This window comes from Paracoccus sp. NFXS7 (assembly GCF_040148865.1).
In the GTDB taxonomy this organism is placed as follows: domain Bacteria; phylum Pseudomonadota; class Alphaproteobacteria; order Rhodobacterales; family Rhodobacteraceae; genus Paracoccus; species Paracoccus marcusii.
Genome location: NZ_JAKEKV010000001.1, coordinates 379,246 through 404,799, shown reverse-complemented (window position 1 = coordinate 404,799; position 25,554 = coordinate 379,246). Strand labels below are relative to the sequence as shown.

The window sequence follows — 25,554 nt, the reverse complement described above, 5'->3', positions numbered from 1 at the left end:
GCGTTCTTGACTTAGGACGAGGGTCACCGCACCGCCTGAAAGGACCGCCGCAATGCCCCTCACGCCCGAACAGCAGGCCGAGATCGACAGCCAGCGCGCCACGCCTCGCCAGACGCTGCGCGCCGTGTCCGAGGGGATGGAGAACCACCTGTACGTGGCGCATCAGGTTCTGGATCACGGGCTGGTGCGGGTCATCGACTACATGGGCGACGATGCGGCGATCTGTCAGGCGGCGCGCGTCAGCTATGGCAAGGGGACCAAGTCGGTGCAGAACGACGAGGGGCTGATCCGCTATCTGATGCGGCACTGGCATTCGACGCCCTTCGAGATGTGCGAGGTCAAGTTCCACGTCAAGCTGCCGGTTTTCGTGGCCCGCCAGTGGATCCGTCACCGCACCGCCAACGTGAACGAGTATTCCGGCCGCTATTCGATCCTGGACCGGGAATTCTACATCCCCGCGCCCGAGCATCTGGCCGCGCAGTCGTCGCAGAACCACCAGGGCCGGGGCGAGGTGCTGCAGGGCGCCGAGGCGCAGCGCGTGCTGGACCTGCTGCGCGAGGACGCGATGCGCAGCTATGACAGCTATGAGGCGATGCTGAGCCAGGAGGGGCAGCAGGGTCTGGCGCGGGAACTGGCGCGCATGAACCTGCCCGCAAACATCTATACTCAGTGGTACTGGAAGGTGGACCTGCACAACCTGCTGCATTTCCTGCGCCTGCGCGCCGACAGCCATGCCCAGTACGAGATCCGGGCCTATGCCGACATCATGTGCGACATCACCCGCGACTGGGTGCCCGCCGCCTTTGGTGCATTCCAGGATTACCGGATGAATGCCGTGAACCTGTCCGCGCAAGCCGCCGATGCGCTGCGGCGGCGCCTGGCCGGAGAGGTCGTCACGCAGGAAAATGCCGGCATGGGCGCGCGTGAATGGCGCGAGTTTCAAGCCGTCTGGGGCTGAGCGGGGGCGCGTCACGCGCCCCCGTCCGGATCAGAACGTGAAGTCGTTCAGGTCCAGGTTGGCGCGGTTGAAATCCTCCAGCACGATCACGGTGGACGCGTTCACCGTCAGGATCGTGTCGCCGCCCTGCTGCACCGCGCCGTTGATGGCGCGCTGGACCTGGCCGCGGTCCAGGTCGTCGATCTCGATCCGGTCCAGGCCGTTCTGGAAGTCGACGATACGGTCGCGCCCGTCGCCCAGGTCGAATTCGAACCGGTCGGCGCCGATCCCCCCGGCCAGCATGTCGTTGCCCCGACCGCCGTCCAGCGTGTCGTTGCCCTGGTTTCCGTGCAGGATGTCGGCGCCGTCATCGCCCTCGATCTCGTCATTGCCCTCGTTGCCGAACAGCCGGTCATTGCCGCCGTCGCCCTCCAGGTCGTCCCGCCCCTGACCGCCATAGAGCAGGTCGTTGCCCTGATTGCCCTCCAACTCGTCGTCGCCCCGGCCGCCGAACAGGGTGTCGAAGCCGAAGCCGCCCCACAGATCGTCGTTCCCGTCATCGCCGCGCAGCAGGTCGTTGCCCGCACCGCCCGCCAGGCTGTCATTGCCCGCGCCGCCGTTCAGCACGTCGTTGCCGTTCTCGCCCCAGATGCGGTCGAAGCCGCGGTTGCCATTCAGCACGTCGTTGCCGTCGCGCCCATAGATCAGGTCGGCCAACGCGCTGCCGTTGATCCGGTCCGCACCCGAGGTTCCGTTATAGCGTCCCATTCAAGCGATCCTTTCATGTTGTCGGCCTCCCATGCGGCGGCCCTGTGCGAATCGCGATATCACGGGCCCACTGACAGCCGGCTGACGGGGGCTGTCAGCGGGCTGTCAGCTTGGCCGTGCTAGGACGCGGAAATGAAACGATCCCTGTCCAGCCTGATGCTGATCCTGCTGCCGCTGACCCTTGCGGCGCAGCCGATCGCCCCCGATTACGAGACCGCCCGCCAGGCGGTCGACCGCGGCGACATGCTGCCGCTGGAGCAGATCCTGGCGCGGATCGAGGCGCGCCATCCCGGCCGCATCGTCGAGGTCGAGCTGGAAGACGAGGACGGCCTGTGGCTCTATGAGATCGAGGTGCTGACCCCCGAGGGCCGCCTGATCGAGATAGAGCTGGACGCCCGCACGGGGGCGATTCTGGGATACGAGGAAGACGACGACTAATGCGCGCCCTTGTGGTCGAGGATGACAGCCGGATCGCCGCCGATCTGGGCCGGGCGCTGACGGCGGCCGGGTTCCGCGTGGACGGCACCGCATCGGGCCAGGACGCCTGGTTCCGGGGCGGGACCGAGGGGTACGACCTGATCGTGCTGGACTTGGGGCTGCCCGACCTGGACGGTCTGACCGTGCTGAAACGCTGGCGGGCCGAGGGGTGCGATTCGCCGGTGCTGATCCTGACCGCACGGGGCGCCTGGACCGAGCGGGTCGAGGGGATCGAGGCCGGTGCCGACGATTATCTGCCCAAGCCGTTCCGCATGGAGGAGCTGGTGGCGCGGGCCCGCGCCCTGGTGCGCCGGGCAGGCGGCCGTGCCGAACCGCGGATCGAGGCGGGCCGCCTGACCGTCGATCTGAACCGCATGACGGCGCTGGTCGATGGCGTGCCGGTCCCGCTGACCCCGCTGGAGTTCCGCCTGATCGCGCATCTGGCCGTTCACCGCGACCGCGTCGTGTCGCCCACGGAACTGCTGGAGCACCTTTACGGCGACGATGACGCGCGCGAGGCCAACGCGCTGGAGGCGGTCGTGACCCGCATGCGCCGCAAGCTGGGTCCGGGCATCGTCGCGACGCGGCGCGGCTTCGGCTATCTGCTGGAGGGCGGTGCATGAGGCCTTTGTCGCTGCGCCTGCGGCTGATGCTGCTGGGCGGGGCGACCATCCTGCTGGTCATGGCGCTGTCGGTGACGATGCTGGCGGTGTTGTTCGACCGCCATGTCCAGCGCGTCGCCGTGTCGGACCTTCGCGATCGGGCGCTTGTTCTGCTGTCGGTGATCGAACCCGGCACGCCACCGCAGATGCGCGACCAGCCGCGCAACCCGTCGTGGCAGCTGCCATTCTCGGGGCATTACTGGCAGGTGTGGCTGGGGGACCAGCCCCTGCGGTCGCGGTCGCTGTGGGACGTGACGCTGCCCGTGCCCGCGGATGCGCCGCCGCCGGGCGAGGGGCGGGTGCTGCAGCTGGACGGGCCGGGCGACCAGCGCCTGCTGGCGCTGGATCAGCAGGTGCTGATCGGGCAGGGCGCGACCGCGTCCCCCATCCGACTGATCGTGGCCGAGGACATGGAGGATTCCGCGCAGGCCCGCGCGGCCTTTCTGCGCGACCTTGTCCCCTGGCTGGCGGGATTGGCGGCGCTGCTGCTGGCGGCGTCCTTCGTCCAGGTCACGCTTGGCCTGCGCCCGCTGGCCCAGGTCGGCGCGCATCTGCGCGGGCTGGCGCAGGGGCGCAGGCGGCGCCTGGGCGACGATCTGCCCTCCGAGGTCGCGCCCCTGGCCCGCCAGCTGGACCATCTGCTGGACGACCGCGACCGAGAGCTGGATCGTGCGCGCCACCGCGCCGGCGATCTGGCGCACGGGTTCAAGACGCCGCTGCAGGCGCTGCTGGGCGATGCCGAGGCGTTGCGCAATCAGGGACGAACCGAACAGGCCGACAGCATCGAACATGTCGTCACCGTGATGCGCCGCCATGTCGACCGGGAACTGGCGCGCGCCCGCATCCGCACCGACGCCGCACAGGCCCGCGCGCATCCCGCCCCGATCGTCGCCCGGCTGGTGCAGGTGCTGCGGCGCACGCCCGCGGGTGCCGGGCTGGACTGGCAGGTCGACCTGCCGCAGGCGGTCGCGCTGCGCATCGACCCTGACGACCTGACCGAGGCCCTGGGCGCGCTGCTGGAAAACGCGGCCCGCCATGCGCGGTCGCGGGTGTGGGTCGGGATGCGTGCGGATGACGATCGGACGGCCGTCATCATCCGCGACGACGGGCCGGGCGTGCTCGATGCCGAGCTGGCGCGGTTGGCGCAGCGCGGCGTGCGGCTGGACCAGGGCGGCGACGGTCAGGGGATCGGTCTGGCCATCGTCACCGACATCGCCGAGGCCGCGGGCGGTCGCCTGGAGCTGATCAACATGCTGCCGGGCCTTGCGGCGGAACTGCACCTGCCGCGCCACCCGGACTGATTGTCAGGATGCGAACAGACCGTCGAAATCGGCAAAGCCCTTGACCTCTATCGGGTTGCCCGAGGGGTCGAAGAAGAACATCGTCCGCTGCTCTCCCGGCTGGCCCTCGAAGCGGATCTGGGGCGGGATGTCGAAGGACACGCCCGCCGCGGCCAGGCGGTCGGCCAAGGCCAGCCAATCCGCCAGCGGCAGCACGACCCCCAGATGCGGCATCATCACCATGTGATCGCCCACCCGACCGGTGCGGGTGGTGGGAAAGGGCGTGCCCAGATGCAGCGACAGCTGATGGCCGAAAAAGTCGAAATCGACCCAGGTGTCGGTGGACCGACCCTCGGCACAGCCCAGGATGTCGCCATAGAAGCGACGGGCCGCGTCCAGGTCGGTGACATGGATGGCAAGGTGGAACAGGGATTTCATCGCGGCCTCCGTGGTTGCGGGGCAGTGATGCACGCGCGGGCCGCGCCCCGCAAGTCAGTCCAGCGCGTCTAGAACGCCGCCCGCCACGCGCGCGGTGTCCGACCAACCCGGCAGCGCCGCCCCCGCCCGTGCGGCGGCGGCCGCCCGTGCGGCACGCTCGGCCGGGTCGGTCAGCATGCGGCGCAGCGCCTGCGCCAGCGCGGGCGCATCGTCGGGTGCGACCAGCAGGCCCGCATTGGCCGGAACCGTTCCCGGCACCGCGCCCGCGCGCGTGCTGACGATAGGCAGGCCATGGGACAGCGCCTCGTCGAAGACGATGCCGTAACCCTCGTACCGGGTGGCCAGCGCAAAGATCGAGGCCTTTCGGTACAGGTCCGCCAGGCGATCCGCCTCGACCCGCCCGGCCAGTTCCAGCCGTCCGCCCAGTCCGCTGGCGGCGATCTGCGCCTGCAGGTCGGCCACATGGGCCGCGTCCCAGGGGTTGCCCACGATCACCGCCTGCCAGTCCAGATCGGCCAACGCCGCCAGCGCGGCGATCAGGACATCATGACCCTTGCGAGGGTGCAGGATGCCCACCGACAGTATCAGCGGCGGGTCCTGCGTCGTGGCGGGTTGTTCCGGGCGGTCGGTGCCGGGGCGGGCGACGGTGATCCGGTCGGCGGGCACGTCATATCGGTCGACCAGCATGTCGCGCGTATGCGGGCTGGGCACCATCACGTGGTGCGCATGGGCCAGGTTCGCGCGTTCGGTCCGCCACAGATGGTCGGCCAGATCGGCGGGCAGGGCGCTTTCCTGGGCCAGGGGATGATGGATCATCGCCACGATGGGCGCGCGGATCGCGGCCACCCCCTGCGGGTCCAGCGCGCCAAAGGCCAGCCCGTCGATGATCACCGGCCGATCCGCGGGCAGCGCCTGCAGCGCGTCCAGCGCCTGGCGCATGTCGCTGTCGGACGGGGTTGGAAAGCTGTCGGGCAGGGCCAGGACATCGACATGCCGGCCCTGGTCGCGCAGCCCCTGCACCATCCGGCGGTCATAGATATAGCCGCCGGTCAGGGTGGTGATGTCGCCCGGCAAGGCAAAGGTCAGGGTCTTTGGGTCGGTCACGGGTCTGCCTGTATGGCTGCGGGGGCGGGACGGTTGACGCGGCGCTGCGCCAGCAGGACCAGCAGCCCCGGCAGGGTGCTGGCCAGAAACATCAGGCCGAAGGCCAGGCTGGCGGCAAGCCCCGCCTGCGCGCTGGCGCCGATCAGGGGGAACAGCCCGGCAGCCGCACCCTCGCGCAGACCCCACCCGCTGACGGTCAGCGGCAGGATCATGGTCAGCAGGATCAGCGGCACCAGAACGGCGGTCTCGACCGGGGACATCATCGTGCCGGTGGCCGCGGCGCAGAAGGCAAAGGCCGCAAGGTTGGCCCCGGTGATCGCTAGGTTCAGCGCCACCTGACGCGGCAGGGCGCCCGGCGCCAGCAGCGTGACGCGCAACGCGCCCCGCAGATCGCGTGCGGCTGTGCCCGCGCGCCCAGGCAGCTGTCCCGCACCGCCGATGGCCAGCATCGCGATCAGCGCGACGCTCAGCAGCGCGCCGATCAGGCCCATGACCCAGGACGGCAGCGTCAGCCCGCCCGGCATCAGCGTCACGGTCAGCGCGCCCGCAGCCAGCACCAGGAACAGCGCGACCTGGCCCGCCAGGCGCTCGATCGCGACGGCGGCGCCGGCGCGGCGCAGGCCTGCCTGATGACGCGCGCGGACCGCGCGGCCGGCATCGCCCACGACACCGCCGGGCAGCGACTGGTTGACGACCTGCGCCAGGTAATATTCGCCGATGGCCCGGGTCAGGGGGATCGTCTGCCCCAGCTGCCGCGCCGTCAGCCGCCAGCGCATTGCCGACAGCACCGTCTGTGCCGTCAGGGCCAGCGCGGCGGCCGCCAGCCACAGCGGATCGGCACGCACCAGCAGGTGCAGCGCCTGCTGGCCGTCCAGGCCGAACCACAGAAGCGCCATCACCGCCAAGGCGACCAGGATTTGAAGACTGCGTGTCACGTTCATGCAGGAGGCACGTCCAGGGACCCGGAAAAGTTGCGCATGAAGCGGTCGCGAAGTGCTTCCATCGGCATCGCCGGGCTGCCCGGTTCCGGGATCAACCCCCGCGTCAGGCCCCAACCGTCGGTCCGCGCGACCAGATCGGGCGGGCCGATGACGTGGATCGGAACCTCTCGGCGGTCGTCCAGGCCGATGGTGGTGGCGGCCTGGTGATCGCCGACCAGGATCATCAGGGGCGCGTCCTCTGCCTGCCGCGCGGCATAGTCTAGCACCGCCTGCAGCGTATAGTTGATCGTGTCACGATACTGGGCCCGCACCCGATCGCGGTCGCGCCAGACGACGTTCGGCGGATCGCCCGCTTGCGCCATCGCGTCGAATTCGGTGCCGTCGCCTAGATCCTCCCAGGGCAGCATTTCGGGGACCGGGGTCCAGGGCGCGTGGGACGAGATCAGGGCGATCTGCGCGAACAGGCGGCGGGGGTCGCTGCCGTCGCGCAACAGGCGGTCGGTGGCGGCCAGCGTGAACTGATCGGGCATGGTGACCCAGTTGAACGGCTGCCCGCGATAGCCCAGGTCGGGCGCGGCCAGGATTCGCTGGAACCCCATCGTCGACGCCTCGGGCCAGGGACGGACGATGGCGGGCATCACGGCCGCAGTGCGGAACCCGGCATCGGCGGCGTGATGGAACAGCGTGCGGCGCCCGCTGGCGATGGCCGCCTGATAGCGCGTCTGGTCATTGACCCACAGCCCGTTGGCCAGTGTCGCATGCGCCAGCCAGCTTTGTCCGCCATGCGTCGGCGACGTCAGGAACCCCGATGCCATGGCCAATCCGCGATCTTGCAGCACCTGCTGTCCCTGGCGCAGCCGGGGCAGATGCGTGTCGGCAAAGAAGGGCGTGTCAAAGCTGGTGCGACCATAGCTTTCCAGAAAGATCACCAGAACGTCGCGATCGATCAGCGCCAGAGGATCCTGCAGCCCGGCCAGCGTGTCCTGGCGCGCCTGTTCGTTGAACTGGCGCAGCTCTGTCACGGTGCGTGCCGACAGCTGCGCGCGGTCGATGGCATAGGCGGCCGTCGGGGGCGGCATTACCGCCAGCAGTGCGATCCCCGCGACAGAGGCTGCCAGACCGGCGATCCGCATCCAGGCGGCGCGCGGGCCCTGGCGCATCAGCACGCCCATCGCCCACCATGTGCCCGCAACGATAAGCAACGTGGCCAGAAGTGCGGCCAGAACCGCACCCGCCGCCTGCCAGGGGCCCAGGCTGCCGGCGATCAGCCGGACGGATGCATCGATCAGGGGCAGGTCCGCGACCGGATTGAACCTGCGGCCCAGGCTTTCCAGCATTGCCAGGTCCGCGACCTTCAGCACGGTGACCAGCGTCAGGGCCAGGGTCGCCGCCACGCGCAGCAGCCGCCCCGCGACCGTCCGGCCCGCGGCCAGCGCCAGCAGGATCAGCACCGCCAGTTCCGGCGCCGGGCGTGCCAGCGCGGCCCAGGCCAGTTGATCGGGATGCGCTGGCAGCACCAGCAGGACGTGCAGCAGCAAAATGGCGGCAAGGACCGACAAGGGCCGGGGGGTCACCGATGGCCCCGCAACCACAGCACGTCGCGGCCAAAGGACCAGATCAGCGCCGCTGCCGCGATCCGCGCCAGGGTGATTGCCAGATCGTCCGACAGGACCGGCACCTGAAGCGCGATCAGCGTCGCAAGCTGCAGCACGCAGACGGCCTTGCGGGCATAGCTGACCGGCAGCGGCGCCATGATCCACGGCCAGGCCAGCCCCGCCCCGATGAACAGATAGCGCATGACGCCAAGGGCCAGGATCTCGGGTCCGACGGGGCTGCCGGCCAGGGCGTGCAGCGCAAGGATCAGGGCCAGCGCGGCGTCGACCTCCATGTCGAAGCGGGCGCCGAAATCGGAGCACAGCCCGCTGCGCCGCGCCAGCCAGCCATCCACCCCGTCCAGCGTCAGTGATATGGTCGCGATCGCCGCCACTGCCCAGCCCGCCGCGACCCCGCCGACCAGGGGCGCGATCAACGCCGTCGTCAGCGCCATGCGCATCAGCGTCACCGCGTTGCACGACCCCAGCCTGGCATGCGGATAATGCCTGCGCATCGCAACGCAGACCAGCGCGGCCCCCGCCAGATAGACGACGCCCGCGACCAGGGCACCCGTGCCCTGGCCCAGGACCATCACGCCGATGCCCAGGTTCAGGGCCAGCCCCGCGGGAATGGCCAGGATCAACCCCTCGGGCAGGCGGCGGCCTGCGGCGGGGGCCGGTCTGACGGTGGGATCGGCAAGGTCGGGGCGGGAAATCTGCATCGGGTGAACATATGACAGGGGCATGACGCGTCAAGCTGACTTCTGAACAGGCTTGCCTCAGCACGATCCCGGGCTATCCTGTCGCGACAGGAGGGCTGCGCCATGGATCACCGACCCGCAGGCTATGGCACCACGGCGCGGATGCTGCACTGGCTGGTCGCGGCGCTGATCCTGGCGATGATCCCCGTGGGTCTGCTGATGGTGCAGGACGGGCTGGACCGCGGCCTGGGCGACGCGCTGTACCTGTTTCACAAGAACGTGGGCAGCCTGCTGATCGTCATCATCGCGCTGCGGCTGGTCTGGCGGCTGACGCATCCGCCCGCGCCACTGCCCGCGACCATGCCAGACTGGCAGCGGCGGGTGGCGGGGCTGTCGCATCTGGCGCTGTACGGGCTGATGATCGTGATGCCACTGTCGGGGTACGTCCGCGTGCGCGCAGGCGGCTTTCCGATCGAGGGGCTGGATGCGCTTGGCCTGCCGACGCTGGTCCCCCGTTCAAAGCCCCTGGCCGACGCCGCCAGCAGCCTGCACGAACTGGCGGCCTGGGCGCTGATGGCGGTGTTGGCCCTGCATGTCGGCGCGGCGCTGCACCATGTGCTGATCCGGCGCGACGGGGTCTGGGCGCGGATGTGGCCGCCGCGGGCGCGCTGAGCCCTCGACAGGACCGCCCGGTTTGGATATGGCCATGCGGCGCGAATGACGGGGACCGTCGGGTCGCACCAGATTATCAAATATTGATCACAGGCGGTTGAACGAAAGGTCCTGTCGCGGCGTTCGACGGTGACGTCGAAAATGCCGCCGACCAGGAGAGATCGTGACCAAGACCCAAGACCTGACGATTCTGGTCGTCATCGCAGCGGCACTTGCCGGCGTGTTCACCCTTGATCTGATGGTGCCGTTGGGGACGGCGGTCTGGCTGATCTATATCCTGCCCTTGAGCCTTGCGGTCTTCGCGCGCTGGCCCGCGCTGCCGGTGGCCACGGCCGTGCTGGTCTGCATGGCGATGGCGCTGGCGTTCCAGAAGGACAACACCGGCATCGATCCGACCGTGGCGGCCGTGAACCGCGGCTTGGCCGGGATCGTGTATCTGTGCCTGGGATTTCTGGGGCGAAGGCTGATCGTCACCCGCGGCAAGCTGCTGGACACCGACTGGATCACCGGCACCCAGGTCGCGGTGTCCCGTGCCGTCCAGGGCGACCTGACCGCGGAAAAGCTGGCCCGCCAGGTCCTGCAGGTGCTGGCCGACCGGATCGGTGCGCGGGCCGCCGTCGCCTATGCCCGCAATGGACATGGCCACCTGCGGCTGGCGCAATGGGGCACCGACGGTGACGCCCTGGCGGAACGCGTGGCGGATGACGAAGGCCATCTGGGTCGCGCCGTCACCGAAGGTCGCATCCTGCAGATGTCCCTGGCGCCGGACCAGGCGCTGGGCTGGGCGACGGGACTGGCGCGGGGGCGCACGGCGCATGCGCTGATCGTGCCGATGCGGGACGGGCAGCTGATCAACGGCGTGCTGGAGTTCGGGCTGGATGCCGCCCCGCCGCCTCGCGTGATCGACCTGTTCGAGCGTATCGGAGACAAGCTGGGCATTGCGCTGCGATCCGCCCAGTACCGCCAGCAGCTGCAGGAGTTGCTGGAGGAGACCCGCCGTCAGGCCGAGGAGTTGCGCGCCCATACCGAGGAGCTTGCGGCGTCCAACGAGGAGCTGGAGGAGCAGACCCGCGCCCTGCAGGACAGCCAGCGCCGGTTGGAGGCACAGCAATCAGAGCTGGAAGAACAGAACGCCCAGCTTGAAAGCCAGACGCAGGAGCTGGAGGAACAGCGCGATGCGCTGGCCCGGTCGCGCCGGATGCTGGAGGATCAGGCGCAGGAGCTGGCGCAGGAGAGCCGCTACAAGTCCGAATTCGTCGCCAACATGTCGCACGAGCTGCGCACGCCGCTGAACGCGTTGCTGATCATGTCGCGGCTGCTGTCGGACAACCGCGGCCGCAACCTGTCCGAGGAGCAGGTCCGCTGGGCCGAAACGATCGAGGCATCGGGCAAGGATCTGCTGGCGCTGATCAACGACATCCTGGACCTGTCCAAGATCGAATTCGGCAAGATGGACGTGTCGCGCGACACGGTCGAACCGCAGGCGCTGGCCGACAAGCTGGTGCGCGCCTTCGAGGCGCAGGCCCGCGACAAGGGGCTGACCCTGTCGGCGCAGGTCGATCCCAAAGTCGCGGCGTTTTCCTCCGACCGGCAGCGTCTGGAACAGGTGTTGCGGAACTTCATCTCGAACGCGCTGAAATTCACCGAACGGGGGCAGGTGGTGCTGCACATTTCCCCGGCGGCGCAGGGGATCGCGCTGTCGGTGCAGGACAGCGGCATCGGCATCGACGCCAGCCAGCAGGAGACCGTGTTCGAGGCGTTCCGGCAGGCGGACGGCACCATCTCCCGCCGCTTTGGCGGAACGGGGCTGGGCCTGTCGATCTGCCGTGAACTGGCCGATCTGCTGGGCGGGCGCATCACGCTGACCAGCGCGCCCGGCAAGGGCAGCACCTTCACGCTGATCCTGCCCGCCGCCCCGGCGCTGCAATCGCCGGCGCCTGCGCGGCGGTCCTTGCCCGCGCCCACGATGCCCGAACCCGCGCCGATGATGCTGGACGCCCTGCCGGGGGTCGAAGACGACCGCGCGGACATCGGCGCCGGAGAGCGGGTGATGCTGGTGGTCGAGGACGATCCGGCATTCGCCCGCATCCTCTACGGTCTGGCGCAGGAGCTGGGCTTCCGCTGCGTCTGCGTGGGCCGGGCGGATGACGCGGTGCGTGCGGCGCGCCATTTCCTGCCGCAGGCGATCGTGATGGATGTGGGCCTGCCCGACCATTCGGGCCTGTCCGCGCTGGACCGGCTGAAGCGCGATACGACCACGCGCCACATCCCGGTGCACATGGTCTCGGCCGACGATTACACCAAGGAGGCGCTGGCACAGGGCGCCATCAGCTATATGATGAAACCGGTGCGGCGCGACGACTTGGCCACGGCGATCCGCAACCTGGAGACCCGCCTGGAACAGCGCCTGCGCCGCGTGCTGATCGTCGAGGACGATCCCGCGCAGATGCTGGGGCTCAAGGCGCTGCTGACCAGCGACGGGGTCGAGACGGTGGGCGCCGGTACCGCCGCCGAGGCACTGCAGATCTGCCGCAGCCAGACGGTCGACTGTATCGTCCTGGACATGACGCTGCCGGATGCATCGGGGTTCGAGGTGCTGGAGCAGCTGGACGGGGACGGCACTGCGTCCTTCCCGCCGGTCATCGTCTATACTGCACGCGCCCTGTCCGAGGCCGAGGAGCAGCGCCTGCGCCGCTATTCGAAATCGATCATCATCAAGGGTGCAAAATCGCCCGAGCGCCTGATCAACGAGGTCACGCTGTTCCTGCATCAGGTCGTGTCCGATTTGCCGCAGAAACAGCGCGACATGCTGGCCGCGTCGCTGAATCGCGATGCGCAGCTGGAGGGGCGCCGCATCCTGGTGGTCGAGGACGACATCCGCAACGTCTATGCCCTGACCGGCGTGTTCGAGCCGCATGGCGCGACCGTGCAGATCGCCCGGAACGGCCGCGAGGCGCTGGAGGCCCTGGGCCGCATCAACGACGGTGCCGCGCCCAAGATCGACCTGGTGCTGATGGACGTGATGATGCCCGAGATGGACGGCCTGACCGCCACGCGCGAGATCCGCAAGATCGACCGCTGGAAGGGCCTGCCCATCATCATGCTGACCGCCAAGGCGATGGCCGAGGATCAGAACCAGTGCCTGGCGGCGGGGGCGAACGATTATCTGCCCAAGCCCCTGGATGTCGACAAGCTACTGTCGCTGACCCGGGTCTGGATGCCGCGATGAGCGTCGATCCCGTCCCCCTGCGCGCGGCCGACGCGATCGAGCTGGACCTGTTCCTGGAGGCGCTGAACCGGCGCCACCATTACGACTTCAGGTCCTATTCGCGCGCATCGCTGGCCCGTCGCGCCAAACTGGCGCGCGAAAGGCTTGGCTGCGCGACCCTGTCCGAGGTGCAGGGCCGCCTGCTGCACGATCCCGCGGTGCTGCCCGACATCATCGACGCGATGACCGTGCAGGTCAGCGAGCTGTTCCGCGATCCGGCCTATTACCTTGCACTGCGCCGCGAGGTGATCCCGCATCTGCGGACCTTCCCCTCGCTCAAGGTCTGGGTGGCGGGCTGTGCCGATGGCGAGGAGCTGTATTCGCTGGCCATCCTGTTCCGCGAGGAGGGGCTGTTCGACCGCACGATGTTCTATGCGACCGAGATCAACCGACGCGCCCTGGCCCGGGCCGAGGCCGGCATCTATGACATCGACCGCCTGCCGGTCTTCTCGCAGAACTATCAGCGGGCGGGGGGGCTGGGGTCGCTGTCGGATTACTATACCGCCGCCTATGGGCGCGCGGCCTTTGACCGGGGCCTGCGGTCGCGCACGGTGTTCACCGAGCACAACCTGGCCACCGACCAGGTCTTTTCCGAGGTCCAGCTGGTGTCGTGCCGGAACGTGCTGATCTATTTCGACGGGACGCTGCAGGACCGCGCCGTGGGCCTGTTCGCCGAGGCGCTGGCGCGGGGCGGCTTTCTTGGCCTCGGCTCTCACGAGACGTTGCGCTTTTCCACCCATGCCGCGTCCTTCGCGGCCTTTGCCGAACCGGACCGGATCTGGCGCCGGAATGCCGACCAGGAGACTGTTCATGCCCGATAGACCCATCCGTTTCCTGATCGTCGACGACATCGCGGAAAACATCATGGCGCTGGAGGCGCTGCTGCGGCGCGACGGGCTGGTGGTCGACACCGCGCGGTCCGCGACCGAGGCGCTGGAACTGATGCTGCAGCATGATTACGCGCTGGCCTTCCTAGACGTGCAGATGCCCGGCACCGACGGCTATGAGCTGGCGGAGCTGATGCGGTCCACCGAACGCACCCGCGGCGTGCCCATCATCTTCGTCACCGCCGCCGAGATGGACGAGGCCCGCAGGTTCCGCGGGTACGAGGCGGGGGCGGTCGACTATATCTTCAAGCCCATCGACCCCGTGGTGCTGAAATCCAAGGCCGAGGTGTTCTTCCGCATCGGCCGCCAGGCCAAGGACCTGCAGCGCCAGCGCGACGAGATGCAGGACATCGCGCTGCACCGCGACCGCGCGATGGCGCAGCTGAAGGCGCATGCCGACAATTCGCCGCTGGCGTTTGTGACGTTGGACCGGAACCTGTGCGTGCGCAGCTGGTCCAAGGGGGCCGAACGCATGTTCGGGCGGCCCGCGGGCGACATGCTGGGCATGACCGCCACCGCGGCGGGCTGGCTGGACGAACAGGGGGCCGCGCTGCTGACCGGCTGGCTGGACAGCCAGCAGGACGGCGTGCCGCGCTTCTCGGCCGAGATCAGCCTGGATCACGCCGATATCGGCCCGATCTGCTGCGAGGTCTATGGATCGGTCCTGTCCGAGGGTCTGAACCGCCAGTCGCTGTCGCTGCAGGTCCAGGACATCACCGAACGAAAGCAGTCCGAAGAGGTCCGCGCCCTGCTGATCGGAGAGCTGAACCACCGCATCAAGAACACCCTGGCCAACGTTCAGGCCATTGCCCGCCAAAGCCTGCGTCAATCCGGCAGCCTGCCCGAGTTCGAGACCAGCTTTGGCGGACGCCTGCAGGCGCTGGCCCGCGCCCATTCGATCCTGTCGGATGCGACTTGGGCCAGCGCGCCGCTGGATCAGCTGATCGACGACCAGATCAGTTCGGGTACGCTGGACGGCGACCGGCTGCGCCGCGACGGCCCACCGGTGGAACTGGCCCCCGACACCATGCTGCGCCTTGCGCTGACGCTGCACGAACTGGGCACGAATGCGGCGAAATACGGTGCGTTGTCGGTTCCGGGCGGGATCGTGCACATCGCCTGGCGCCTTGAGGGGCAGCGCCTGGTCCTGACCTGGCGCGAGACGGGCGGCCCGGCCGTCACCGCGCCGTCGCGCATGGGCTTCGGTATGACGCTGATCGGGGCGGCCGGCGGCGGCGATGCGGCCGCGGTCAGCGCCGACTGGAACCCCGACGGGGTCGTTTGGACCATCCGCCTGACAGACGGCGTGACCCGGCTGGCGGGCCAGGCAGCCGCCGCCGAGGCGCTGATCGGCCAACCCGTCATCCGCGCATCGACGCTGGAGGGCGCGCGCGTCCTGCTGGTCGAGGACGAGCCGCTGGTCGCGCTGGACCTGCGCTATGAGCTGGAGGATGCCGGAGCCACCGTCACCGGCGTCGCCCGCAGCGTCCCCGAGGCGATGGCCGCTGCCCGAAACGGGCCCATCGACCTGGCCCTGCTGGACGGCAACCTGAAGGGAGAGCCGGTGGACGAGGTCGCGGCCCTGTTCGACAGCCTTTCGGTGCCGTTCTGCTTCGTGTCGGGCTATGGCCGTGAGAACCTGCCGCAGGGGTTCGACCATGCGCCGCTGATCGAAAAGCCGTTCCGCCCCGACACGCTGCGCACGATCCTGACCGCGCTTCTGGCGCGCGGGGTGCCGGACGCCGCGGAATAAGGACGCCGCGGAATAAGGACGCCGTCCTGCCCGATGCGCGTCCCGACCGCCGCGGTCCGTGCGCATCGGCCGGGGCAGGGCCTGCGTTCTGGCAGGCTGCGCGGCGCGCGAACGGCCGTTCCGGGCGGGATCACGGTGCGGCTGTGGCACGGCTTGCGCCCGGCGGCCGTTTCGGGCAGGACCGCGCCCTGACTTTTGGCAAGCATGCAGGATGCGGATGACCGGCGCGGCGATCACATTCGAGGGGCTGGGCAAGTCCTTTCCCAAGGCGGAAGGGCAGGTGACGGCGCTGGCCGACATCACCCTGTCGGTCCCTGAGGGCAGCATCACCGGCATCATCGGCCGGTCCGGCGCGGGCAAATCCACGCTGCTCCGCATGGTGAACGGGCTGGAGCGGCCGACGACGGGCCGCGTCACCGTCTCTGGTCGCGACGTGGGCACCGCCACCGGATCCGCGCTGCGCGCGATCCGGCGCGATGTCGGCATGATCTTCCAGCACTTCAACCTGCTGGCCTCGCGCACGGTGCGGGGCAACATCGCCCTGCCGCTGGAGGTTGCGGGCACGCCGCGCGGTCAGATCCGCGCCCGCGTCGATCAGCTGATCGAACAGGTGGGCCTGGGCGCGCTGGCCGACCGCTATCCTGCGGAACTGTCGGGCGGGCAGAAGCAGCGCGTGGGCATCGCGCGCGCGCTGGCCACTGGCCCCAAGGTCCTCCTGTCGGACGAGGCGACCAGCGCGCTGGACCCCGAGACCACGCAGACGGTCCTGGACCTGCTGGCGCAGATCAACCGCGACCTGGGCGTCAGCGTCCTGCTGATCACGCATGAGATGGCCGTGCTACGCGACATCGCCAGCCACATGGCGGTGATCGAGGCGGGCCGCATCGTCGAGGCCGGTCCGACCTACGACATCTTTGCCCGGCCGCAGCACGCGACGACGCGGCGGTTCCTGTCCGGCGTCACCGGGGCCACGCTGCCGGCCTTCGTCGCGGCGCGGCTGCAGACCGATCCGCCGGGCGACCAGGTGATCCGCGTGACGTTTGCGGGTACGCATGCGACCGACCCGATGCTGGCGCGTCTGGCGACCGATCTGGGCATCAGCGCCAACATCCTGGGCGGCACCATCGAGGAGATCGGCACGCGCCCCTTCGGCAACCTGCTGATCTCGGTCCCCCAGGACCGCGGCGATCAGGCCCGCGCCTTTCTTGAGCAACACGGTCTGACCACGGAGGTGCTGGGCCATGTCCGCTAACCTGATCCCGATCCTGTGGGACGCGACGCTGCAGACGCTCTACATGGTCGCCATCTCGGCGATCCTGGGCACGTTAGGCGGGCTGCCTTTGGGCGTGTTCCTGGCCTGCTCTCAGCGGGGCGAACTGCTGAGCGCGCCGTGGATCAACAAGGTGCTGGGGCTGGTGGTGAACGCCACGCGCTCGGTCCCGTTCATCATCCTGGTGGTGGCGATCATCCCCTTCACGCGGGCCGTGGTCGGCACGTCGATCGGCACGGACGCGGCCATCGTGCCGCTGACCCTGGCCGCCATCCCCTTCATCGCGCGGCTGGTGGAAAACGCCATCCGCGAGGTCGATGCCGGCCTGATCGAGGCCGCGCGCGCCATGGGTGCGACGCCGTTCCAGATCATCCGCAAGGTGCTGATCCCCGAGGCGCTGCCCGGCATCACTCTGGGCCTGACCCTGGCCGTGGTCAGCCTGATCGGTTATTCCGCGATGGTCGGCGCGGTCGGCGGGCAGGGCCTGGGCGATCTGGGCATCCGCTATGGATACCAGCGCTTCATGCCCGAGGTCATGGCCGCCGTCGTCGTCATCCTGATCGTGCTGGTGCAGCTGGTCCAATCGCTTGGCGAATGGATCGCGGCCCGCGTCGACCGCCGCGCGCCCCGCAACCGCGGCGCCTGAATTTCCCGCAGACAAGAAAGGACGAATCCCATGCTGCGTCTGACAACCTTCGTATCCGCCATCGCCCTCTCCACCGCCGCCATGGCCTCCGTCGCCATGGCCGAAGACATCAAGGTCGGCGTGTCCCCCGGCGAACATGGCGAGATCATGGAGAAGGTGGCCGAGGTCGCCGAACCCCTGGGCCTGACCATCGAGGTCATCGAGTTCTCCGATTACGTCGTGCCGAACCAGGCGCTGGCGGATGGTGATCTGGATGCCAACAGCTTCCAGCATCGCCCCTATCTGGAGAACCAGATGAAGGACCGCGGCTTTGAGCTGGTCGAGGTCGGCACCACCATCACCACGCCGATGGGGATCTATTCTGACAAGGTCGAGGACATCGCCGACCTGCCCGAGGGCGCGCAGGTCGCGATCCCGAACGATCCGACCAATGGCGGCCGCGCGCTGCTGATCCTGCAGGATCTGGGCCTGATCACCCTGGCCGAGGACACGGGCCTGGTCCCCAGCCCGCTGGATGTCAGCGACAACCCCAAGGGCCTGCAGTTCCTGGAGCTGGATGCGGCGCAGCTGCCCCGCGCGCTGGCCGATGCCGACATCGCGGTGATCAACACCAACTATGCGCTGGCCTCGGGCCTGTCCCCGCGCGAGGATGCCATCGCCATGGAAAAGGCCGACAGCCCCTATGTGAACATCCTGGTCGTCCAGCAGGGCCGCGAGGCAGAGCCTTGGGTCAAAACCATGGTCGAGGCCTATCAGTCGCCCGAGGTCAAGGCCTTCATCGACGAGAAATACGACGGGGCCGTCATCACCTCGTGGTGATCGCCTGGGGCCGTCCTTCGGGGCGGCCCTTTTCCGTCAGACGCTGGACCGCGCCCGCCGCGGCGAACAGCGCCAGTCCCATCGCCGTCAGCATGGCCAGGGCTGCGAACATCAGGTCGGTCTGACCCCGCCCGTTCGCCATCAGCATCACATGGCCCAGGCCCCGGCTGGAGCCGACCCATTCGCCCACGATCACCGCCAGCGGCGCCTGCACCGCCGCCAGCCGCAGCCCCGACCCAAGCGCGGGCAGGGCGGCGGGCAGCTGGATCAGCGTCAACCGCCGCAAAGGCCGCGCGCCCATTGACCGCGCCAGATCGTCCAGCGCCGCGGGCGGGCGCATCAGCGCGTCGAACAGCACCGACGCCACCGGGAAATAGACCACCAGCGCCACCATCACGACCTTGCTGGGCGCGCCGTAGCCCAGCCACAGCGTCAGGATGGGGGCCAGCGCAAAGACCGGCACCGCCTGCGCCGCGATCAGCATCGGCCGCAGCAGCCACCGCGCCGCGGGCGACAGCGCCAGATTGACCGCCGTCCCGACCCCAAGCGCGACCCCCAAGGCCAGCCCCGCCGCCAGATTGGCCAGCGTAAAACGCGCATTCACCGCCAGCATCGCGGCGTGATCCATCAGCGCCTGCGCCACCCGCGCGGGACCGGGCAGGATGAAGGGCGGCACGCCGCTGGCCCAGACCACGCCCTGCCAGACCGACAGCGCGACCAGGACGGCGATCAGGCCGCGCATGGCATCAGGCTGCGGAACAGCGCGGCCTGGGCCGCCAGAACCTGCGGATCCTCCAGCGCGCGAGGCGTGGGCGTCGCGGGCAGGGCCAGCGGGCGGATTCCTTGGGCATCCAGCAGGAAGGCCGCGTGGCACAGCCGCGCCGCCTCCAGCGGGTCGTGGGTGATCAGGATCACCGTGCGCCCGGCCAGGTGCCGCGCCGCCAGCTCCTGCATCTGCGCCCGCGTGGCGGCGTCCAGCGCCGAGAAGGGCTCGTCCAGGACGACGACCGGCCGATCCTCGATCAGGGTGCGGGCCAGGGCCACGCGCTGACGCTGGCCGCCCGACAGCTGGGCGGGGCGGCGCGCCTCCAAACCCGCCAGGCCCAGATCGGCCAGCAGGGCACGGGCGCGGGCCCGGTCGGGGGCCTGCCCGCGCAGCCGCGCGCCGATGGTGACATTGGCCAGCGCATCGGCCCAGGGCAGCAGCTGATCCTGCTGGCCCATCAGGGTGACCGGGCCCGCGACATCCGCCGCCCCGGCCAGTCGCGCGGCCACGGGCAGGCCCGCCACGATCCGGCCCAGGGTCGACTTGCCCACCCCGGACGGCCCCATCAGCGCCGTCCAGCGCCCCGGAGGACAGTCCAGCGCCAGATGCGGCAGCAGCACCCGCCCGTCCATGATCAGATCGCCCGTGATGCGGATCATGTCCGGTCCAGCCCCATCTGCCAGAACCCGACCTCCAGTTGGGTGGCCTGGGTAAAGTGGCGCGCCAGCGTCTGCGCGCGGGGCAGGGCGGGCCAGTCGGGGCCCAACCGCGCCTCCAGCGCCGCGTCGATCAGCGCGCCGACATCATGGCAGACGCGCTGATAGTCGGCGCCGCCATAGGTCGCGGTCCATTCGCCATAGGGGCCGCCGCTGTCCGCATGCGCCAGCCCGATCTGGCCATAGCCGAAAACGCAAGGCGCCAGCGCCGCCAGCAGGTCCAGCATGTCGCCCGCATAGCCCGTGGCCTGCACGAAGCGCGTATAGGCCATGTTCGCAGGCGATTCCGGGGTGTCCTGCAGCATCGCCTCGGTGATGCCCTCGCGGCCGCAGATCGCGACATGCAGCGGCATCTCTCCGTGCAGCAACCCGTGGGCGATGGAGGAGGCCAGCGCCATCTCGGACATGCGGTCCGATTTGGCAAAGACCAGCGCCCAGGACCGCGCGAAATGCAGCAGAAAGACGTAATCCTGCCGCAGATAGTGCAGGAAGCTGTCGCGGGGCAGGCTGCCCGCCGCCAGCTGCCTGACGAAGGCATGGTTCACATAGGCGTCCCAGTGATGCCCCGCCGCGTCCCGCCACAGCGCGAAGGCGCGGCCATAGTCGGGCGCACTCATGGTGCGGTCACGTCGATGGCCAGATCGGACAGCGACTGTCCGCCCGGCGTGGCGCCTTGGTCGGCCAGGAACGCCTCGAACCGCAGATAGCGGCCCGCGTCCAGTGCCGCGGGACGCCCGGCAAAGCGGGGCCAGGTGTCGGCCCATGCGGCCTCGTTCAGGGGGGTGCGCAGTTCGGCCGCGGTCTCCGCGAACATCCGCCACGCCGCGTCGGGGTCGTTCTTGATGAAGGCCGTCGCACGTTCCGTGGCCTCCAGGAAGGCCGCGACGGCGGCGCGGTCCATGCGGGCGGGATCGGCCAGATAGATCAGCTCGTCATAGGCGGGGATGCCGTGATCCTCGGGGTTCAGGCAGCGGCCCTCGAACCCCTCCAGCCGCAGCTGGTTCAGCTCGAAGTTTCGGAAGGCGCCGATGACGCCGTCCACCTGTCCCGACATCAGCGCAGGCGCGATGGACCAGCCGATGTTGATCTGTTCGACATCCTCGGGGGCCAGCCCGCCATCGGTCAGCATGGCGTCCAGCATCACCTCCTGCACGCCCGCCACGGCAAAGCCGACCTTGCGGCCGGACAGGTCGGCAGGGGTGGTGATACCGCTGTCGGCCAGCACGACCAGACAGGTCAGCGGCGTTTCCACCAACGTGCCGACGCGGGTCACCGGCAGGCCCTGGTGGCGCGACAGGTGCAGCTGCGGTTGATAGCTGACGGCCAGATCGACGCGCCCGGCGGCGACCATGCGCGGCGGATCGTTGGGGTCGGACGGGGCCACGGTCTGAACCGCCAGGCCGGCATCCGCGAAATAGCCCAGTTCCTGAGCCAGCACGATGGGCGCGTGGTCGGGGTTCACGAACCAGTCCAGCATCACCGTCAGGCGGGTTTCGGCATGGGCGGGCAGGGCCAGCACGGCCAGCGCCAGGGTCAGCGTCTTCATGGGCGTCCTTTCAGGTCGTCATCGGTCAGGGCCAGCAGGGCGATGCGCCCCGGCCAGCGTGATTGCAGCACCTGCCCGGCATTGTGCGCGCGCAGGCCGGTGCGACAGGCCAGCACCACCCGCGTGGCAGGGCCGGGGTCCAGATGCGCAATGCGGTCGGGGGGCAGGTGGCGGGCGCCGGCGATGGGCGCGGCCTCGGTCCGCAGGTCGATCAGCAGGTCGCCGGGGGAGATCTGGGCGTGGGCGATGAAGGGCAGGGGGTTGGCGGGTTCGGGCGCGATGTCGAAGCGGAACCCGCCCATCCGCCATCCGCCTGCGTCCCAGCTGATCAGCCGCCCCAATGGCCGAGGCTCCAAGCCCAGCAGCACGGCCAGCGCCATCTGCGCCTGCAGCGCGCCGATCATGCCGACGACGGGGCCCAGCACGCCCGCGCTGGCACAGCTGGCGGCCTGCGCGGGCAGGTCGGGAAAGATCGCGCGCAGGCTGGGCGCCCCGCCGCAGCAGCCTGCGGCATAGCCCGACAGGCCAAGCGCAGAGGCGGTGATCATCGGCCTGCCCGCCGCCATGCAGGCATCCGACAGCGTCAGGCTGACCGCAAAACTGTCGGCGCAATCCAGCGTCACGTCGGCTGCCTGCACCAGATCGCCCGCGTTGGCCGGGGTCAGCCATTCCACACGTGGCACCACCTGACAGTCGGGGTTCAATACCGCCAATGCGGCCGCCGCGGCCTGGGCCTTGGGTCGGCCGACCTGGTCCATGCGGTACAGGGGCTGGCGATGCAGGTTCGTCTCCTCCACGCGGTCGGGATCGACCAGCATGATCCGACCCACTCCCGCGGCGGCCAGGTATTGCAGCACGGGGCATCCCAGCCCGCCTGCGCCCACGACCAGCACGTGGGCCTGCGTCAGCCGATCCTGGCCCGCGGCGCCGATGCCCGGAAGCACCATCTGGCGGGCATAGCGGTTCATGCCGTCACCGCCAGCCAGTCGGCGATCCGCGCCTCGGGGTCGGGGTTCAGCGTGATGTCGGTCACGGCCGATACGATGTCCGCCCCCGCCGCCAGCGCCTGCGCACCGCGATCGGGGGTCAGCCCGCCGATCGCGACCAACGGAATGTCGCCCACCAGCGCCTTCCATTCGGTGACCCGGTCCAGCCCCTGTTCATGCCAGCGCATCTGTTTCAGGATCGTGGGCCAGACGGGCCCAAGGGCCACGTAGTCGGGGGCCAGCGCCAGCGCACGGTCCAGTTCCGCCCGGTCATGGGTCGAGACGCCAAGCCGCAGCCCGGCGCGGCGGATGGCGGGCAGGTCGGCGTCGTCCAGGTCCTCCTGCCCCAGGTGCAGCCAGTCGGCGCCCAGATCGATCGCCGCCTGCCAGTGGTCGTTGACGACCAGCGTCGCGCCATGTGCGCGCGCCAGGCGCAGCCCGCGGTCAATCTGGTCGAGGACGTCGGCGGGGTCGCGGTCCTTCAGCCGCAGCTGGACCAGCCGGACGCCCAGGGGCAGAACGCGGCCCAGCCACGCGGCATCATCGAAGATCGGATAGAAGCGCGGCAGCGTCACAGCCAGGCCCTCCCGATCAGGGGGGTGGAGGGCGCGCCCATGTCGCGCACCCCCATGGGATCGGCGTCGCGCGCCAAGGCGCCCGCCTGCACGGCCAGTGCAAAGGCGCGGGCCATCGCGACCGGATCGCCCGCCTGTGCCACCGCGCTGTTCAGAAGGACCGCGTCGAACCCCATCTCCATCGCCTCCGCCGCATGGCTGGGCAGGCCAAGGCCCGCGTCGATCACCATCGGCACGTCGGGAAAGGCCGCGCGCAGCATGCGCAGCCCGTGGCGGTTGTTCAGCCCAAGGCCAGACCCGATGGGCGCGCCCCAGGGCATCAGCACCCGGCACCCCGCATCCAGCAGGCGGGCGGCCAGAACCTGATCCTCGGTCGTATAGGGGAACACCTGGAATCCCTCGGCGCAAAGCGTCGTCGCGGCCTCCAGCAGGCCGAAGGGGTCGGGCTGCAGCGTGTCGGCATGGCCGATCACCTCCAGCTTGATCCAGTCGGTCTCAAAGACTTCGCGCGCCATGCGGGCCGTGGTCACGGCCTCTCGCGCGCTGTGACAGCCGGCGGTGTTGGGCAAAACGCGCACGCCCATGTCTCGGATCAGCGACCAGAAGGCCTGGCCCTGGCCGGCCTCGCGGCGCAGCGACACGGTGGCCACGCCCGCACCGCTGGCGCGGAACGCTTCCTGCAGGATCGACGGGGACGGGTATTGCGCGGTGCCCAGCATCAGCGCGTTGGGCAGGGTGACGCCATAGAAATCACGCATCGCCTATCCTCCCTGCATGGGTGCCAGGACCTCCAGCCGGTCGCCGTCGCGCAGCGCCTGCGTCGGGCGGGACGCGGCGGGCAGGAAAACACCGTTCAGCGCCGTGGCCACGCGGGCCTCGCCCCAGCCCAGTTCGGACAGCGCGTCGGCCACGGTGGCGGCTGCGATGTCGCGGGGGGTTCCGTTGACCTCAATCCTCATGGACCAGTTCTCCCTGGGTTTCGGTGATCATGTAATCGGCCGCCTGGCGCGCCAGCGCGGGCGCCATCAGGTATCCGTGACGGAACAGCCCGTTCAGGTGCAGCACCCGACCTTGGACGGTCACGCGCGGGACGTTGTCGGGAAATGCCGGGCGCAGATCGGCACCCATCTCGACGATGGCGCTCTCTGCAAAGCGGGGATCCAGCGCATAGGCCGCCGACAGCAGTTCCAGCACCGACCGGGCGGTGGGCCGCGCACGGGATGCGCTTTCGATCTGGGTCGCGCCCAGCATGAACAGGCCGCCCGCGCGCGGCACGACGTACAGCGGATGACGCGGATGCAGCAGGCGGACCGGCCGCGTCAGGGCGATGTCGGGCGCGTGCAGAACGACCATCTCGCCGCGCACGCCGCGGAGGTCGGGCAGGGCGGCGGACAGTCCGCGGGCATCGATCACCGGGCCTGCGACGTCGCCGGGCTCGGCGGTCGCGCATTCGATGCCGATGCCGCGCGCGGCCAGCCACGCGGCCAGATCCGCCAAGGCACGTCGGGGGTCCAGATGCGCCTCGGTTGGAAAGATCAGGCCGGGCCGGGGCTGCAGGTCTGGTTCCAGATCGGCGCTGTCGCAGGGGTGATGCGCCGTGGCACGGCGCGCAAAGCGGGCCAGTTCCGCCCGATCGCGGTCCAGCGCCAGGACCAGCGTGCCGCGCCGCGTGACGGGCGTAACGACTGACCAGGCATCGGCGGCTTCTGCGCCAAGGCGGGTGATCACGGGGTCGGCGGTCACGCCCTCGCACTGCGGGGCCAGCATGCCGCCGGCCCACCATGAGCAGCCGTGTGGGCCAGGCGCGCCGTTGCGGTCCAGGATGCGCGGTGTCAGCCCGCGCTGCACCAGCACATGGGCCGCGAACAGCCCGGCCACGCCGGCGCCGATGATGGTGACGTCAGCCATGCGACCAGACCGCATGGAAATGATGCACCGGCCCGTGCCCCGACCCCACGCACAGATCGTCCGCCGCCGCGATCGCACGTTGCAGATAGCGGTGTGCGACCCCGACCGCCTGCTCCAGCGGCAGGCCGTGTGCCAGGCCGGCTGCGATGGCCGCCGACAGCGTGCAGCCGGTGCCATGCGTGTTGCGGGTGGACAGGCGTCGGGCGCTGAAGGGCGTCGCCCCCTGCGCGGTCACCAGAAGGTCGGTGCAGATCGCGCCGTCGCCATGCCCACCCTTCATCAGCACGGCCCCCGCGCCCATGGCACGCAGCGCGGCGCCCTGTTCGGCCATCTGGGCCGGGGTGGTGGCCGGGGCACAACCCAGCAGGCAGGCGGCCTCGGGCAGGTTCGGGGTCAGCAGCGTTGCGCATGACAGCAGGGCACGCAGCGCGTCGATGGCATCGGGCGGCAACAGGCGGTCGCCCGATTTCGCCACCATCACCGGGTCCAGCACGATGGGCAGGCCGCAGCCGTCCAGGCCGCCGGCCACCGTGGCGATGGCCTGGGCCCCGCCCAGCATGCCCAGCTTGACCGCCCGGACGTCCAGATCGTCCAGAACGGCACGCATCTGCCCCGCGATCATCGCGGGGCTGGCGGGTTCGACCAAGGCCACGGTGCGGGTGTTCTGCGCCGTCAGCGCGGTCACCACGCTGGCGCCATAGCAGCCAAGGGCCGAAAAGGTCTTCAGATCCGCCTGAATGCCGGCGCCGCCGCCCGAATCGGACCCGGCGATGGTCAGGGCAATGGGTGCTGTCACGTCGTCCCCCGTAATGTGGCGGGTCGTGACCGGGCAAAGGGGTGGG

27 protein-coding genes are annotated in these 25,554 nt (G+C 69.8%); 11 read left to right on the top strand and 16 right to left on the bottom strand.

All coding sequences use genetic code 11. The features are described 5' to 3' along the window. The first annotated feature begins 52 nt into the window (after window positions 1–52). Entirely contained in the window at window positions 53–958 is a 906-nt protein-coding gene (gene thyX, locus LZ686_RS02045; protein WP_045999591.1) for an FAD-dependent thymidylate synthase, read from the top strand. A 30-nt stretch (window positions 959–988) separates the two neighbouring features. Here the strand turns inward: thyX and LZ686_RS02040 are convergent, their stop codons facing one another. Next, a complete protein-coding gene (locus tag LZ686_RS02040) occupies window positions 989–1,705 on the bottom strand; it encodes a calcium-binding protein (RefSeq protein ID WP_349546842.1) in 717 nt (238 codons plus the stop codon). A gap of 132 nt (window positions 1,706–1,837) precedes the next feature. On the opposite strand from LZ686_RS02040, the gene LZ686_RS02035 reads away from it, so the two are divergent. Genes LZ686_RS02035 through LZ686_RS02025 form a run of 3 tightly spaced genes read left to right on the top strand, consistent with a single transcriptional unit; the run spans window position 1,838 to window position 4,145 of the window. Continuing rightward, window positions 1,838–2,143: a PepSY domain-containing protein gene (locus LZ686_RS02035; RefSeq protein WP_052715076.1), complete on the top strand. Its 306-nt coding sequence runs from the start codon at window positions 1,838–1,840 to the stop codon at window positions 2,141–2,143. Further along, window positions 2,143–2,805 (top strand): response regulator, encoded by a 663-nt coding sequence (locus LZ686_RS02030; protein WP_045981723.1) that lies wholly within the window; start codon window positions 2,143–2,145, stop codon window positions 2,803–2,805. Before LZ686_RS02035 ends, LZ686_RS02030 begins: the two co-directional genes overlap by 1 nt. Next, window positions 2,802–4,145 carry a sensor histidine kinase gene (locus LZ686_RS02025; RefSeq protein ID WP_349546841.1) on the top strand — a complete coding sequence of 448 codons (1,344 nt, stop codon included), beginning with the start codon at window positions 2,802–2,804 and terminating at the stop codon, window positions 4,143–4,145. Before LZ686_RS02030 ends, LZ686_RS02025 begins: the two co-directional genes overlap by 4 nt. 3 nt (window positions 4,146–4,148) lie before the next feature. Here the strand turns inward: LZ686_RS02025 and LZ686_RS02020 are convergent, their stop codons facing one another. The 5 genes from LZ686_RS02020 to LZ686_RS02000 are packed head-to-tail and all read right to left on the bottom strand — an operon-like array spanning window position 4,149 to window position 8,921. Then, window positions 4,149–4,562, bottom strand: coding sequence for a VOC family protein (locus LZ686_RS02020; protein ID WP_139598691.1), 414 nt, complete (start codon window positions 4,560–4,562; stop codon window positions 4,149–4,151). A gap of 54 nt (window positions 4,563–4,616) precedes the next feature. Next, complete coding sequence (locus LZ686_RS02015; protein WP_349546840.1) at window positions 4,617–5,666, bottom strand: glycosyltransferase family 4 protein; 1,050 nt, start codon at window positions 5,664–5,666, stop codon at window positions 4,617–4,619. Beyond that, complete coding sequence (locus LZ686_RS02010) at window positions 5,663–6,607, bottom strand: lysylphosphatidylglycerol synthase transmembrane domain-containing protein (RefSeq protein WP_045998988.1); 945 nt, start codon at window positions 6,605–6,607, stop codon at window positions 5,663–5,665. The genes LZ686_RS02015 and LZ686_RS02010 overlap by 4 nt, the downstream gene beginning before the upstream one ends. Then, on the bottom strand, window positions 6,604–8,181 hold the full coding sequence (locus LZ686_RS02005; protein WP_349546839.1) for an alkaline phosphatase family protein: 1,578 nt from the start codon (window positions 8,179–8,181) through the stop codon (window positions 6,604–6,606). Before LZ686_RS02005 ends, LZ686_RS02010 begins: the two co-directional genes overlap by 4 nt. Further along, a complete protein-coding gene (locus tag LZ686_RS02000; protein ID WP_349546838.1) occupies window positions 8,178–8,921 on the bottom strand; it encodes a CDP-alcohol phosphatidyltransferase family protein in 744 nt (247 codons plus the stop codon). The genes LZ686_RS02005 and LZ686_RS02000 overlap by 4 nt, the downstream gene beginning before the upstream one ends. Window positions 8,922–9,023: 102 nt before the next feature. Here LZ686_RS02000 and LZ686_RS01995 point away from each other — a divergent pair, with 102 nt between their 5' ends. The 7 genes from LZ686_RS01995 to LZ686_RS01965 all read left to right on the top strand — a co-directional run bounded on the left by LZ686_RS01995 (window position 9,024) and on the right by LZ686_RS01965 (window position 18,215). Then, a complete protein-coding gene (locus LZ686_RS01995) occupies window positions 9,024–9,572 on the top strand; it encodes a cytochrome b (RefSeq protein ID WP_349546837.1) in 549 nt (182 codons plus the stop codon). A gap of 163 nt (window positions 9,573–9,735) precedes the next feature. Continuing rightward, window positions 9,736–12,801, top strand: coding sequence for a response regulator (locus LZ686_RS01990; protein ID WP_349546836.1), 3,066 nt, complete (start codon window positions 9,736–9,738; stop codon window positions 12,799–12,801). Beyond that, window positions 12,798–13,661 carry a CheR family methyltransferase gene (locus tag LZ686_RS01985; RefSeq protein ID WP_349546835.1) on the top strand — a complete coding sequence of 288 codons (864 nt, stop codon included), beginning with the start codon at window positions 12,798–12,800 and terminating at the stop codon, window positions 13,659–13,661. Before LZ686_RS01990 ends, LZ686_RS01985 begins: the two co-directional genes overlap by 4 nt. Then, on the top strand, window positions 13,651–15,480 hold the full coding sequence (locus LZ686_RS01980; RefSeq protein WP_349546834.1) for a response regulator: 1,830 nt from the start codon (window positions 13,651–13,653) through the stop codon (window positions 15,478–15,480). Before LZ686_RS01985 ends, LZ686_RS01980 begins: the two co-directional genes overlap by 11 nt. 217 nt (window positions 15,481–15,697) lie before the next feature. Further along, window positions 15,698–16,732 carry a methionine ABC transporter ATP-binding protein gene (locus LZ686_RS01975; RefSeq protein ID WP_502921981.1) on the top strand — a complete coding sequence of 345 codons (1,035 nt, stop codon included), beginning with the start codon at window positions 15,698–15,700 and terminating at the stop codon, window positions 16,730–16,732. Beyond that, window positions 16,722–17,396: a methionine ABC transporter permease gene (locus tag LZ686_RS01970; protein WP_045981317.1), complete on the top strand. Its 675-nt coding sequence runs from the start codon at window positions 16,722–16,724 to the stop codon at window positions 17,394–17,396. Before LZ686_RS01975 ends, LZ686_RS01970 begins: the two co-directional genes overlap by 11 nt. Before the next feature lie 30 nt (window positions 17,397–17,426). Next, window positions 17,427–18,215, top strand: a complete 789-nt coding sequence (locus LZ686_RS01965) for a MetQ/NlpA family ABC transporter substrate-binding protein (protein WP_349546832.1) — start codon at window positions 17,427–17,429, stop codon at window positions 18,213–18,215. On the opposite strand, the gene LZ686_RS01960 is transcribed toward LZ686_RS01965, so the two are convergent. Genes LZ686_RS01960 through thiD form a run of 10 tightly spaced genes read right to left on the bottom strand, consistent with a single transcriptional unit; the run spans window position 18,202 to window position 25,508 of the window. Further along, window positions 18,202–18,957: an ABC transporter permease gene (locus LZ686_RS01960; RefSeq protein WP_252929269.1), complete on the bottom strand. Its 756-nt coding sequence runs from the start codon at window positions 18,955–18,957 to the stop codon at window positions 18,202–18,204. The two genes, LZ686_RS01965 and LZ686_RS01960, sit on opposite strands and share 14 nt — an antisense overlap. Next, window positions 18,945–19,640, bottom strand: a complete 696-nt coding sequence (locus LZ686_RS01955) for an ATP-binding cassette domain-containing protein (RefSeq protein WP_349546831.1) — start codon at window positions 19,638–19,640, stop codon at window positions 18,945–18,947. Before LZ686_RS01955 ends, LZ686_RS01960 begins: the two co-directional genes overlap by 13 nt. Further along, window positions 19,637–20,314, bottom strand: coding sequence for a TenA family protein (locus LZ686_RS01950; RefSeq protein WP_349546830.1), 678 nt, complete (start codon window positions 20,312–20,314; stop codon window positions 19,637–19,639). Before LZ686_RS01950 ends, LZ686_RS01955 begins: the two co-directional genes overlap by 4 nt. Next, a complete protein-coding gene (locus LZ686_RS01945; RefSeq protein ID WP_349546828.1) occupies window positions 20,311–21,243 on the bottom strand; it encodes an ABC transporter substrate-binding protein in 933 nt (310 codons plus the stop codon). Before LZ686_RS01945 ends, LZ686_RS01950 begins: the two co-directional genes overlap by 4 nt. Then, window positions 21,240–22,211: a ThiF family adenylyltransferase gene (locus tag LZ686_RS01940; protein ID WP_349546827.1), complete on the bottom strand. Its 972-nt coding sequence runs from the start codon at window positions 22,209–22,211 to the stop codon at window positions 21,240–21,242. Before LZ686_RS01940 ends, LZ686_RS01945 begins: the two co-directional genes overlap by 4 nt. Further along, window positions 22,208–22,804, bottom strand: a complete 597-nt coding sequence (locus LZ686_RS01935) for a thiamine phosphate synthase (RefSeq protein WP_349546826.1) — start codon at window positions 22,802–22,804, stop codon at window positions 22,208–22,210. Before LZ686_RS01935 ends, LZ686_RS01940 begins: the two co-directional genes overlap by 4 nt. Continuing rightward, window positions 22,801–23,562 (bottom strand): thiazole synthase, encoded by a 762-nt coding sequence (locus tag LZ686_RS01930; protein WP_349546825.1) that lies wholly within the window; start codon window positions 23,560–23,562, stop codon window positions 22,801–22,803. Before LZ686_RS01930 ends, LZ686_RS01935 begins: the two co-directional genes overlap by 4 nt. Before the next feature lie 3 nt (window positions 23,563–23,565). Further along, window positions 23,566–23,763 carry a sulfur carrier protein ThiS gene (thiS, locus tag LZ686_RS01925; RefSeq protein WP_349546824.1) on the bottom strand — a complete coding sequence of 66 codons (198 nt, stop codon included), beginning with the start codon at window positions 23,761–23,763 and terminating at the stop codon, window positions 23,566–23,568. After that, complete coding sequence (locus LZ686_RS01920; RefSeq protein ID WP_349546823.1) at window positions 23,753–24,712, bottom strand: FAD-dependent oxidoreductase; 960 nt, start codon at window positions 24,710–24,712, stop codon at window positions 23,753–23,755. The genes thiS and LZ686_RS01920 overlap by 11 nt, the downstream gene beginning before the upstream one ends. Beyond that, complete coding sequence (thiD, locus tag LZ686_RS01915) at window positions 24,705–25,508, bottom strand: bifunctional hydroxymethylpyrimidine kinase/phosphomethylpyrimidine kinase (protein ID WP_349546822.1); 804 nt, start codon at window positions 25,506–25,508, stop codon at window positions 24,705–24,707. Before thiD ends, LZ686_RS01920 begins: the two co-directional genes overlap by 8 nt. Between the last annotated feature and the right edge of the window lie 46 nt (window positions 25,509–25,554).